This is a genomic window from Chryseobacterium populi, assembly GCF_000282115.1.
In the GTDB taxonomy this organism is placed as follows: Bacteria; Bacteroidota; Bacteroidia; order Flavobacteriales; family Weeksellaceae; genus Chryseobacterium; species Chryseobacterium populi.
Genome location: NZ_AKJY01000023.1, coordinates 1 through 13,630, shown reverse-complemented (window position 1 = coordinate 13,630; position 13,630 = coordinate 1). Strand labels below are relative to the sequence as shown.

Below are 13,630 nucleotides of genomic sequence, written 5' to 3'. Positions count from 1 at the left end.
TCGTGTTTAATGTTTATAGTTATATTGGTTTTCTTTTAAGACTTTCCCATTAATATCTATTACCTGTATCAACCGATTAGATGAGTCATAGATATATTTTTCCCTAATTCCTGATGGTGGAGTAATGGTAGTGACTCCTATTAAAGGATTGTAAGTATATGTGGTAATCTGATAGCTATTCATTTCTGCTTTTTTTCTTAGTGCATCTAAAGCATTAATTAGTGTTTGTTCACTCGTTGCATCAACATCGAGATTAGATTTACTGATAATATCCTGTAAATATTGACTGATGGATGCGTAAGAACCGCCTTCTATTTTAGCAATTGGGAGAGTTTGATTATACCCCCATACAATCGTAGTGGGAATATTTTCACTATCAATATATTCTAGCAAATTTCCTTTATTATCATAAGATGTGTAAGTTACTACTGTTTTACTTTCAGCAATATAATTAGGGGGTTGAACCTGACTAGATTCTTGAACAGAAGTAGGGTTTAAATGAGATGTATCATCATATTTTGTCCAGAAACTAGAATAATCCTGCCCTCCTTTAGAGATGGTTTTTCGTAAAGGAATAGAAACCATATTTACATTTACTAATTTCTGGTTACTCATATCATGAGCATAAAGTAAGACCGTAGACTCTGTACCTCCATCTGGAAAATTAGTAAGTTTTTGAGTTAGGTTGTTTTGAGCTGAATATGAATAGTTTGTTTGAATGGTAAAAACTTTGTTATTTGAGTATTCATTTTTTACTGATTGTGATAATAAACTTTCTTTTGAAAAAATAGGATAATACCCAAGTACTGTTACACCATGCTGCTGAGGAACAAAAGAACTATTAACAGTAACAGAATTCCAAACTGATCTTGAATTTCTACTTAATGATGTCCCGTAAAAAACATTAGAGTAAATTTCTGAATAAGTATTGTCCGTCTGTTGAATTTTATTCATAAAAGAATCATAGACTATTTCGCTTAATACTTTACCATTTTCTGTTGAATTGGGAGATTTAGAGGATGGCATATTAATCGGAATAACCCCATCTTGGAAAAAATAATGAAAATCAGAAGTGTTTGAATAATTTGTTTCTATAGCTCCTTTTGAGCTATTTTGAGCATCTTTTTCAGTTTTAATAACTTTGGAATACCCAATATAATCACCAGAAGCAATGGGAGAAGATGAGTTATTGTTATTACTGTTCATAGAGATAACTCCAGCTGATTGTGAGTCACCAGAGCCAGATTCAGGATGAAAAAATATTGTAGAATACGTATTCTTATTAAACAAAAAAGCAGGGTTTGTTGAAATACCATCAACATATTGCAATTCAGTTTTGCCAATAAACTGATCATTAGAATCTTTATTGGTCTGACTTTTCATTCTTAAACCATTACCAACTGTTAATTTACCATAATCATACTGATAAAATAAATTACTAGCAGTATTTAATTCATATTCAAAAGAAGAATAACCTTTGGTAGGATAAATAATTTTATTTAAGATAGCCGATTGGGTATAATTGAGATCAGCCTGTTTAAAATTATTATTGTAATTATTATCTATGGGTATTGCTGTAGGATAATTAAAATCATTTGGGTTTAAAAAAAGTGTCTTATTGGTAAAGCCTCCGTTAGAATACCCCCAATAATCAACTCCTGTTGAGTGTTTAGACGGTAATAACGTTTCATTATAGCCAAATGTGTAAGGAGTTTCGTTATTAATTACTATCGATAAAAGTTTAAGCCTTTTTGTTAATCTATCTGGTGGAAGTGATTGGTAAAATGAGCCTATTATACCTTGATAGAAGGGAGATGATACAATATTGGCTGAGCTTTGAGAATTAAAATAATCATAATTGAAGTTAATTTTATTTACAATTTGATTGAAAATATTCAATTCTTCAATTTTGTCTAATTTCTGAGTTGGGAAATCTACACGGTCAGAATAATAAAAGTTGACCTTTCCAAAATTCCCAGAAATATTATTGATAAGCAAATAATTCTGCTTGGTAGAAGATGTATTTAATGAAGGAGTAAATCCAATACTTTGAGAACTGTTAAGCGGATTTGCACTTGAACCAGGATATTGCTCATCAAATTCTCCTATCCACGTAAAGGTTTGTGAATTGGCTAAAGGCAAAGACGGGTAATTGTACGTTTGGTTTCCATAAGTATAGTTCAATTTTTGCCCAATAGATGGCAAATTTTGAACATTTGTAAATTCATTGTATACAAAATTGATATCATTATTATTAATATCTGATATTTTTGTGATAACATAGTTTTTGCTTACGCTTGTTAATGTTCTTACATCTTCAACTCTTGAAAAATAATATTTCGTTCCTTGAGGGTCAATGATTGTAAAGAATGTGCTAGTGCTATATGAAATTTTATATCCTTTTTTATTCAGACAATAAAAAGTTGGGGTAAACGTAGTCACAAAATTAGTAGGATAATTACTGATAACAAACTCTAGCTTTTCTCCAAATAGATTGCAGGTGAATATGTCAGGTGAAGTATCTGTATCAGCTTGAAAAGAATTGTTTAAATCCACAAAATTTCCATTTAATGGTAGAAATCCATCAATAGTTTTATAATAAGAATAGGCATCTTTAGTAGGTTGAGAAACAAACCCTGAAGGAAGTGGCTGGGCACTATGTGGAAAGTAGTTATTAAAAGGATTAGATGATTTAGTAAAATCTGCTAAATATTTTTTTTCAGTTCCAAAATCACTATATCCTCCTAAAATTGATTGGGTAATTGTTGGAAGACTTATATCCCATCCCAAACCTACTGATCCCGCTTCCTGAGCAACCTTTATTCCATTTCCAGAAATATACTTTAAGATTAAAGGAATTTTAATCGTTCCTGATTCAGCAGTAAATAATGGAATTTGAGGACTATTAGTTCCTGTATATTCCGAATTTTGTAATTCCCCATATCTTAGAAATGTTGCTGTTGATGGAGAGTTTGGATAGTTCTTAAAATAATATGAACTATATTTATCTTGTGCCTGTAACATAGGAAAAAGCATTCCTAATACAAAGCTTAATATTATACTTTTTTTCATCTCTTGTTATTTCTTAATCAGTTTCGCATTAGCAGTTTTATTGTTATCCGTTTTGATCACCACAAGGTAAGCTCCTTGGATCAGTGACTGTGTATTGATCTTAGTCACCGTATTCTTTGTTTTAATACTCTGAAGCTGTCTTCCACCCATATCATACACCACAATCTCGGCATCCTTGAAATCAAAACCTATTTCCACATACGCATAATCACTCACAGGATTCGGATAAATCTTAATGTCCTGTTTTTCGATCAATTGATCAATCTGCTTATCACCCAGCTTTACAATCTTCCAGTTCTCCTTTCCCAATTCCTCGGCACTGGTTCCTGCCAAAATGATAGAACCATCCCTGTTCAGCTTTATATCCGCCAGTCTTTCCTCCCTTTTTCTTGATTCCCCTTTCACATGCTTTCTCCACTCTTCATTACCATCCTGGTTCAGGTACAGCATCCAGAACGTTTCATCATCATTCTCTATTCTTCCCTCTGCTTGAGTATAACCTCCAAGTAAAATTCCTTTTGATGCTTTATCATCAGAACTATGTAAAACACTCATTCCCATGAGAACATCCCTGTTTTTAAAGTTGTAGGATTTCTGCCAGAGTTCTTCACCTCTTTCGTTTAGTGAGATCAACCAAAGATCTGTGCCTTCTTCTATTCCTGTGGTTTTATTTCCTGATCTTTCCGATCTTGATTCACCACCGATTATATATCCTGTGGATGTTAAAGAAAGTGTTCTTAAATGATCATCTTCCTTTCCACCGAAATTCTTTTCCCATTCTACTTTTCCAGATTTATCTAATTTGATGATCCAATAATCCCCTTCGCCAAAATTTTCGGTTTTCTTTGATCCTCCTGCATTACTTCGGGAATATACTCCTAAGAGTGCTCCTCCATCTTTTGTCGGAATCATTTTCTCCATTTCATCGAGTCCTTTTCCGCCCAAAATAAGTTGTGACAGTTCTTTCCCGTTTTTATCCAATCTTACAATAAGAGCATCTTTAGAACCGTAGCTTTTTTCTGAGTTTTGTACATTCCCAGCTACAAAAAATCCTAAATCCGTAGTCTGGATCACAGACCTTGCCTCTTCATCAGAAGTTCCTCCCAAAGTTTTCTGCCACAATTCATCCCCGAATTCATTGATTCTAATGAGCCAAATATCTGACCCTCCTTTGGAATCTTCTTTTTTATCCAGTCCTTTCCCTGAATATGAAGTTCCTGCTAATAAGCTGCCTCCCTCCTCAGTGGTAACAGTTGCAGATAAAAAATCATGGTTCTTCCCTGAGAAATATTTTTCCCAAACCTGTTCACCCTGCTGGTCAAGTTTTACCAGATGGAAATCATAACCATTATTCTGCTTGCTGTCTGTAGAAAGCTTCTTTGACTGGATACTACTTCCTGTGATTAGATATTGCTGGTCAATGGTAGTAGTTACCTGGTTCAGAAAATCCTGGGTAGAGGATTTGATGTCTTTTTGCCATACCACTTTCTGGGCAGATACACCCAGGAATGTGCACATGGTAAGTACACCCGTGTAGAGTTTTTTCATTTATTTGTGCATTATAAAATTAATAGTCATTTTAGTTAGTGAAATTTTGCAAATTTAACTATTTTTAATAGTTTAAAATTCTAATTAATGAAATTTAATTTAAGTTTATTATGTTTGTGAGTCATATATTACAAAGATATTTGTACAAAGCGACAAAGCATGTCGTATTATAAAAGATAAGCTTAATTTTTTTGAAAATCAGCTATACACAGAACTACTCATGTTTTTCTTAAACTTTACTTTTAGATTTAAAAATAGAGCATAAATTGTTTAGCATAATAAATAGTGCTCCCCAAAAGAATTAAAATATTATAGTCATGTTTTTTCATGTCATGGTGATTAGTATGCTGCTAAGATAATATCACCTTTTTTAATATTTAATAACTTGGGTTATAAGTTTAATAACTATGGTTATAAATTTCATGAATTATACATTAATATATTTTTTATACTTTAGCGAAATATTTCATCAATTATGACAACTTTAGGGACAAAACTTGCTAGATTAAGATCAAAAAAAGGATACTCACAACAAGAGGTAGCAGACAAATTAGGCATTTCACAACCTGCATATCATAAATATGAAAGTGATGAAGTTAAACCCGGTCTTGAGAATTTATTTAAGATTGCTGAAATTTATGATGTTGAAATAGGAGAATTAATGGATGATGTTCAAAATATTATATCACACAATACCATTGATTCTTATATTGCTAATGCAGCAGGAAATGTAATTAATCCTGTATTCAATATGCATTCGGAGGAATTATTAGAATGTGTTATGAAAAGTCAACAAGATCTTACTGAATTAATGACCAGTCAAAATAAATTAATTGAGCTATTGATTAATAAATTAAAGAGCTAGTAGCATTATTAAAATCTAAGATTTGTACTTTCAAAAATTTTCTTATTCGAAAGGGTTTTAATCTAAAACTCATGCGTTAATTATCCTCTTACCTTAATAATAGTCTTCAGATATCTGAGTGATCTGATCCTTCCATCCTGTCCTCTTGTGGTTTTATAAGGCGAATCAATTTTTACCATGCAGCTTTTAACAATCTTATTAATTTGCCTTTTATCTGCTATATTAACAAAAGCCACATCTCCAAAGAGCTTTACATAAAACTCTTTTCTCTGCTCTGGGTTTCTGGGAACAAGGGTGACAAAGTCATCGGAAAAACGACTGAATATTTCAGCAAATCCTACTTTATGATTATTAATTCCTTTGGTGATCTTTGATCTCAGTCCGTCAGCCCCGATCATATACCATGCGGAGTTACTTTCTGTTGCATTGATAATTCCTTTAAGTTCCAGATAAGCAGTGTATTCCAGATCCCCGGCTTCATCAATACAGATAAAAGGGTTTTCTAAAATGTTGATTGCATATTTTACATTTTCCAGTATTTCATAATATTTTCCGGTGGTATCACATCCTAAAGCCACAGCAAGCTGGCGGATTAACCGTATTTTGGATTGCGATTGTGAGGCATCTATATAAAATGCATTTTTCATTTGACTGATAATGATTTTAGCACAGTATGTTTTTCCAATTCCACAATCATCAACCAGAATCATAGAGACCTGGTGCTGTTGGCAGAAATGAAAATTATCTTCCAGCTGGGTGTAGACTTCCGTTCTGGCTGTTTTCCAAAGATGATCATAGGCACTTACCTGAAGCTTTCGCCCAGCACTAAACCATGTTGATGGTGAAGTCACCTTTTCAATTTCTCCTTTCCTTATTAAATAGTAATCCAAAAAATCAATACCTAATGATTTTGCATAGGCTGAGTGGGTTCCGCTAAAGTTTTCTTTTCCCTTTAGCATGGCTTCCCGAATATTGTGTTTTAATTCTGTTGTAATTTCCATATATTTTTGTTTTGTTATTTCTTTTTTTGATTGATACTTCCTGAGCTCTTTTATCAGGCTTCCTTTTTTACATTTTATCAATCCTGTATCTGATCTGTTTTTTTGATTTATTCTTTATCTAAAATTGGAATCCCAGCGTCTTGAGGTAGAAGTGGGGTTTGAATTGTGGTTAGGGTTTACAGGGTCTGTGTTTTCCGGGTATGCTGTATTTTTTATGTCTTCTATGTACTTTGTGTTTTCTATGGTTTCCGCGTATCCTGTATTTCCTGTATACCTGTATTCTTCATTTTCTTCTGTTTCAAGTTGTACTTCTTCAGCAGTGGCATGATTGGGGATATATTTCCTAAGTCCCGGAATCTGGAATTTATGATTAAGGGTCTTCTTTCGGTGGTCTATAATCATTACTTTTTCTATATTCTGTTTGCGCTTTTTCATAAAGGTATTAACTGTATTTTCATAGGCACTCATCAGCTCACGATTCTTTTCGCCATCTGTATCTCTTTCGTGAACGGATCTTGAGTATTCGGGATGTGGCACCAGATCACAAAGCAGCATATGGTCATAATAGATCATGGCTTTTAAAACGTTTCCGTCATTGCCATCAAGCCAGTAAATGGTAAATTCCTTGCCTTCAATACGGGTCATAAGATTTATCAGAGTCTCATTCAGTGCAATTTTCTCTTCTGATCCCAGAAGAAAAGTGGTACTTCTGAACTTAACGATTCCGGCATTACAGCTTGATATTTCTGTCCTTCCGATATAGAGAAGAAAAGCGGCCCATTGGGTGGGCATAGTATTTTTATTCTGCTTTTCACAAAACACTTCCCATCTTGTTTTATCAGGATATAAAGAATGGGGCATATTATTCCAAGTTTCTATATCGTGTAATGAATGTTCTATAATAGCATCGAAAGGGATCATAACTTCTTTATCCGCACTTTTCTGGTTTTCTTCTTTGAGGGCATAGGGTCTTGCCATCCATCCTAAACGGCTTTTTTCATGGCGGTATCTGAGTTCTTCAAATTTTCGCTCCACGACTTTTGATCTTGCCCTGTTTTTGTAAATATTCACATGGTCAAACAAGACTCCGTTTTTAAGGAAAGTATCTTTAAAATGGCTGTTAAGGGAACTTTCACATTCTAGTCCGAGTGGAAGGTTAAAGCCCCATTCTGAGTAGTTTCTAACCATCTGGCGGTAAAATTCTATAATGATTCCTTTTTTATCTTTTCCCCATACCCATACAGTCCATGCTTCGGAGGCTACATCAATACCCATATAGAACCATGCTCGTTTTCTGTTATGATCATAGATAAAGGGAGGCTGCCGGTCATCGATGGACAAAAGGCTTCCGGCTTCTTTTATTTTTTTGAGCTTATGCCACGGGATAAACTGCTGCATGAGTTTTTGACGGTCTCCGGAACGTTTGGCAAAGGTTCCGATCTTGTTTTCCCATTTTCCGAGCCATGCTATAATGGAGTTTTCCGATATTTCTTTAAAGCTTGGATCAGTATAATCATATTCTTCTCCGGTATTTCTATTGATAATACTGAGTTCGCCTTTTAAAAAGGCTTGATACTGATCGGCTACTTCTGTTCTTGAGGGTTTATATTCCTGACCCGCAAAAAGATCATTAAAGAGGTCTATCATTTCCTCTGTTACTTTTTTCCGGTTCTGGTTTTTCAGTTTCCCGGAAATAAGGCTCTCATAGTTAAAGGGATTATGTTCCGGGCTGGGATGAGCTTGTTTTTTTTGTTCTTGTATTTCGGATGAAATAAAGAATAACTTCCAGACCCTGTCAAAGCCCCTGTAAGAGGAAGGAAGACTGTGGCGCGTGTTAAATAGTTTGGGAAGGTAGTCATTAAACGTAGTAATGTCTATACAGAGTTGTGAGGCAGATGTCCGAAGGGATATATTGGCTGTATTTGCTGTTTTGCTTGTTTTTCTTTGTTTTCCACATTCTTTAAGGCGTGCTGTTTTTAATTTCTCCGCAGCGATCAGTACACTGGCACTGACAATATATTCTTCTTTGAAATGATCTTTTAAAGGGGTGCCATCACGGGACCGGTAATCGGTATAAAAGCGTACGGCAATAGGATCATACTGAAAAAACGGGATAAGGGGATGGGTCATTTTACGGGGATCACCGATACTCTCCCGGATTTGCTCCGGTAAGCTGTCAAAGTCTATGAGCATAGGCCTGTTATAGCATCCCCGCTGTACTTTTTTAATTCCGTAAGGAAGATGGGCGTATCTTCTGATTTGGGAAGTAAGGGTAGCCAGACAGCTATAGTAGGTTGGAATAAGTTCGTCTTTGGTAACGACTAATAAGGTTCCCCAGTAATGTGGCATAATCTTTTTAACTCTTTTTGGTATTCGTCAGGTTACGCAATCTCTGGTCATTTCGGTATTCTTTTTTCTAATCTTCTAAAGATTACAATGAGCGTAACTTACTGTCTTCCAGCAAATATTGCTAGACTTTTTCAATAAAGCAAGCAAACAGCCTGGTTTTTGCTTATTTTTCTTTTGCAATAGGCTGATGGAATATGATTTACATCGTAAGGATATGAAAGTTTGGAAATGCAGGATTTCAATACATCTTATCTCACCATTTGTTTAATGGTTATACAACTAACTAAAGGAATGATGGTATAATGAATAAATAATGATGGTTTAAAGGAAAGGAAATGACCAAATATGAATATCAGATTTCTTGTAATACAGGTTAGAATATAAAACAATTTCGGGGAAGCACTATTAAACAGCTTGTTATCAGTATGCTTTCTCTAAATCCTCATGTCCCTATATACCCTTGAATAATTAAAAAATGTCTTTTTTGCCTGTTTTTTAGCCCCTATATATACTTGAATGTGATCCAAAAAACCATGTTTTGCACCTCCAACTGCACCTCCAAGTGCACCTCCAACTTTTTTTCATGCAATTTCAGGATGAATTTTTGGCTAAGGCTTTTGTTTTAAAAAAATTAATAGATGAGTTACGAAAAAGCAGACGAAAAAACCAGAAATAGATATAGAGAAATAGATGAAGATTATAAAAAGAAGAGAAAATTTATACGTTTCCATATAAACAACTGGTTGTCAGTAGTGTAATTACAAAACCCTATGTCCCTATATACCCTCGAATAATTAAAAAGTACCTCTTTTGCCTATTTTCAAGCCCTTATATATACCTGAATCCGACTTAAAAGACCGGGTTTTGAGACTCCAAATGCGACCCCAAATGCGACTCCAACTTTTTTCATGGCTTTTGAGGAAATTAAAGATAAATGCTATGATGTGAATTTTTTTATATAGTACAAGAAAATAAGGCTTATTTAAACTACTTATTGACAGTAATTTACAGAGAATAGTAATATGGTAGTAGTTACTAAAATAAAAGCCCTTAAAAGGACTGGATAATAGTAATTTTTTGATCCAAAATGGTAGTAAAATGGTAGCAAATAGTAATTTTTGGCATTTTCGTTTTTTTTCAGTTTGGGGTATAAAAGTAGTCCTTAGCCTTTTATTAATGGGCATTCAGCCTCTTTTTTATCAGCGTCTGTATTTGGCATTTTCGTTTTAAGGGGAGTATATTTTTTAAGTTTCTTATAAAAATAATTAAAATAAATTCATCTACGCAAAAAGATTGCACACTTGTACAATTACTTTGCATCAACAAAATGAGAGAACACATGGAATTTAATGGAAATCATTTAATTGAACTTGGATACCGACCTGCAAAATGGTTTAAAGAAGCGATTGAATATATCAACGAAAATAATCTGGACGAAAGCCAGATCAAAGAATACCTGGAGCCATTCAAACAGCCGGAAATAATTCCTTTGCACGAAACCCCAAAAGAATTTATCATTAATATCAGGGCGGAACATGAAAGTGAAAATGATAATGTGGAAAAAGTAATCAATACGATGAAAGTGTTGATGAAAACTCCCACATTGATTGGTGGAGCTATTATGCCTGATGCATGTCCGACAGGTCCTGAAGGCCAGATCCCGGTAGGTGGTGTGGTGATTGCAAAAAATGCGATTCATCCAGGGTTTCATAGTGCCGATATCTGCTGCTCGGTGATGTTGACTGACTTTGGAAAGGCCGACCCTAAAGAAGTTCTGGATACTGCCCATTCGGTTACCCATTTCGGATACGGTGGAAGACCAAGAGGAGAGCAAATGGAGATGTCCCGGGAACTGATGAAAGGTTTCAGAAAAAACGAATTTCTGAATGATGAAAAGCTGATCAGCATTGCCCGTTCACATATGGGAACACAGGGAGACGGAAACCATTTCCTTTTTGTAGGAGTTTCCAAAAACACCGGAAACACCATGTTGGTTACCCATCACGGATCAAGAGCTCCGGGGGCTGCTTTGTATGATAAAGGAATGAAAGTTGCCAGCCGTTTCAGACAGGAAATCTCTCCCGAAACCTTGAGAGAAAACGCTTGGATTCCTTATGATACGGAAGAAGGAAAATCATATTGGGAAGCCCTTCAGCTGATAAGAGCTTGGACCAAGGAAAACCATACTTCCATTCATGATGCCGTTTTAAACAAAATGGGAATCGTAACGGAAGACAGATACTGGAATGAACATAATTTTGTTTTCAGGGATGGGGATTTATTTTACCATGCAAAAGGAGCAACCCCATTGGATGATAAATTTATGCCTGATATTACGGGACCAAGATTAATTCCATTGAATATGTCTGAACCGGTATTAATCGTTCAGGGAAAAACCAACGAAAGAAATCTTGGTTTTGCCCCTCACGGAGCGGGAAGAAATTTCAGCAGAAGCCAGCATAAAAGGTCATTGGCCCACAAAACCATTGAGGAAATCTTTACAGAGGAAACCCAAGGGCTTGACGTTCGTTTTTTCTCGAATGAAATTGATATTTCCGAGCTTCCGACCGCTTATAAAAGTGCTAATAACGTAAGAGCACAGATTGAGGAATACGGGCTTTGTGAAGTACTGGATGAGGTGATGCCTTATGGATGTATTATGGCAGGTGATGTTCGGAAGAACGCTCCCTGGAAGAAAAAGAAAAAATTCAGAAAAGCGGATGGATTTTGAAAATAAAATACAATAAACATTACAGGTTTTGAAAACCTGTAATGTTTTATAAAAATGATTTATAATCCTGTAAAAATATATTCACTTCTTTGCCACTCAATAAAAAAAGAAATAATGACACCAAAAATAATAGATAAGTTAAAAGCAATAGAAAGTGAGAAGAACATAGAGATACTTCTTGCAGTAGAGTCAGGAAGCAGGGCCTGGGGTTTTGCCTCTCCCGACAGTGATTATGACATACGTTTCATATACCGTCACAAAAAAGACTGGTATCTTTCTCCCTGGGATAAGGATGAAACCATAGAATTTATGACCGATGATGATCTTGACGGTTCCGGATGGGACCTGAAAAAGACTTTTCATCTGTTATTAAAATCGAACGCTGCTTTATTGAGTTGGTTCTACTCTCCTATCGTATATATAGAAAACAAAAAATTTGTTGAATTGTTCAAACCTTTGGCAGATACATGTTTTTCTCCTATAGCGGTTTCTTACCATTATGTAAGCATGAGCAAAAAATACCTTGAAGCCTGCAGAAGTGAAAAAGTAAAGCTGAAAAGCTATTTTTACTGTTTAAGAACCACTCTTACCGGGAAATGGATACTGGAGAAAGGAACAGTACCGCCTGTTTTATTTAGTGATTTGTTGGTTTTAGTGAATGACGATACAAGAGCCAGGATAGAACGTCTTGTCACTTTAAAAGCCACCAAAGGAGAATCTTATGAGCATCCGAATAACTGGAAATTGTTTAGATTACTGGAAAAAATGGTTTTGGAGAATGAGGAAGGAGCCAAAGGACTTTCTGGCGGGAAAGCGGATAAGAGTGAGATGGAGAAGGTTTTTAGGGAGATCATAGTGTATTAAAAAATTGTAGGGAAATTTCTTTTCAAAGAAACTTTTCTATTATTATAAAAGAAAAAATTAAATCATGAAAATCAACGATCTGAAAGACAAAAACCTCATCCTCTTCGAAGCCATCTCCGGAAGCCGTTCTTTTGGACTGGCTACGGAAAATTCGGATACGGATATCCGTGGGGTGTATTATTTACCGAAAGAGGAATTCTTCGGGCTCAATTATATTCCGCAGATTTCCAATGAGACAAATGACATTATGTATTATGAGATCGGACGGTTTATAGAACTGCTTCAGAAAAACAATCCTAATATCCTTGAAGTACTGGCAAGCCCTGAAGACTGTATTTTGCAGAAAAACCCGTTGATGGATCTGCTGAAGCCGGAATATTTTCTTTCAAGACTGTGTAAGGATACCTTTGCAGGATATGCCATTTCACAAATCAAAAAAGCAAAAGGGCTCAACAAAAAAATCCTGAATCCGGTAGAAAAAGAAAGGAAATCAATTCTTGATTTTTGTTTTATTCTTCAGAATCACGGTTCTGTTCCGTTGAAAAAATGGCTTTCGGGAACCGGAAGAATTCAGGAAAAATGCGGACTGGTGAATATTGACAGTACCAAAGGAATGCTTGCCGTTTTCTACGATGAATCGGAAACATCAGGTTATAAGGGAATTATCAGAGATGGAGAAGCCAACCAGGTTTCCGTTTCTTCAATTCCGAAAGAAGAAAAACCTGTTGCCTATCTTTTCTGCAACCTGGACGCTTACTCTACCTATTGCAAAGTTTACAGGGAATACTGGAAATGGGTTTCCGAAAGGAATGAAGACCGCTATAATGTAAATCAGCAACATGGGCAGAACTATGACAGCAAAAATATGATGCATACCATCCGCCTGCTGCAATCGTGCGAACAGATTTTTAAGACCGGATCACTACAGATCCGCGTGGAAAACCGGGACGAGTTATTAGATATCAAAGCCGGAAACCAACCGTATGAAGAGGTGATGCGGAAAGCAGAAGGCCTGATAGAATCAATTGACTATTATCACGGTATTTCTACCCTTCCCGATTTTCCTGATCTTGAAAAAACCACAAAAATCCTGGTAGAAATCAGGGAAAAATTGTACAGCCAGGCAGAACAGCCATAAAGCAATAAGAGGCTGTCTCAAAAGGGGCAGTCTTTTTTCTGTCTCAAAATTTGTAGTTTACG

8 protein-coding genes are annotated in these 13,630 nt (G+C 35.4%); 4 read left to right on the top strand and 4 right to left on the bottom strand.

Going from position 1 to position 13,630, the window contains the following annotated elements; translation table 11 throughout:
* Positions 1–6 precede the first annotated feature (6 nt).
* Positions 7–3,072, bottom strand: coding sequence for a hypothetical protein (locus PMI13_RS07650; RefSeq protein ID WP_007842402.1), 3,066 nt, complete (start codon positions 3,070–3,072; stop codon positions 7–9).
* 6 nt (positions 3,073–3,078) lie between these two features.
* Positions 3,079–4,620 (bottom strand): T9SS type A sorting domain-containing protein, encoded by a 1,542-nt coding sequence (locus PMI13_RS07645; protein WP_007842401.1) that lies wholly within the window; start codon positions 4,618–4,620, stop codon positions 3,079–3,081.
* A 475-nt stretch (positions 4,621–5,095) separates the two neighbouring features.
* Between PMI13_RS07645 and PMI13_RS07640 the strand changes: the two genes are divergently transcribed.
* Positions 5,096–5,485, top strand: coding sequence for a helix-turn-helix domain-containing protein (locus PMI13_RS07640; protein ID WP_007842400.1), 390 nt, complete (start codon positions 5,096–5,098; stop codon positions 5,483–5,485).
* Between the two features lie 80 nt (positions 5,486–5,565).
* Here PMI13_RS07640 and PMI13_RS07635 read toward each other — a convergent pair whose 3' ends face one another.
* Together PMI13_RS07635 and PMI13_RS07630 are read right to left on the bottom strand one after the other, a co-directional pair.
* On the bottom strand, positions 5,566–6,486 hold the full coding sequence (locus tag PMI13_RS07635) for an AAA family ATPase (RefSeq protein ID WP_007842399.1): 921 nt from the start codon (positions 6,484–6,486) through the stop codon (positions 5,566–5,568).
* A 114-nt stretch (positions 6,487–6,600) separates the two neighbouring features.
* A complete protein-coding gene (locus tag PMI13_RS07630) occupies positions 6,601–8,835 on the bottom strand; it encodes a hypothetical protein (RefSeq protein WP_007842398.1) in 2,235 nt (744 codons plus the stop codon).
* Positions 8,836–10,174: 1,339 nt separating this feature from the next.
* On the opposite strand from PMI13_RS07630, the gene PMI13_RS07625 reads away from it, so the two are divergent.
* The 3 genes from PMI13_RS07625 (at position 10,175) to PMI13_RS07615 (ending at position 13,568) form a co-directional block, all read left to right on the top strand.
* Positions 10,175–11,566, top strand: coding sequence for an RtcB family protein (locus PMI13_RS07625; RefSeq protein WP_007842395.1), 1,392 nt, complete (start codon positions 10,175–10,177; stop codon positions 11,564–11,566).
* A 114-nt stretch (positions 11,567–11,680) separates the two neighbouring features.
* Complete coding sequence (locus PMI13_RS07620) at positions 11,681–12,430, top strand: nucleotidyltransferase domain-containing protein (RefSeq protein WP_007842393.1); 750 nt, start codon at positions 11,681–11,683, stop codon at positions 12,428–12,430.
* Between the two features lie 64 nt (positions 12,431–12,494).
* Entirely contained in the window at positions 12,495–13,568 is a 1,074-nt protein-coding gene (locus tag PMI13_RS07615) for a nucleotidyltransferase domain-containing protein (protein WP_007842391.1), read from the top strand.
* Positions 13,569–13,630 lie beyond the last annotated feature (62 nt).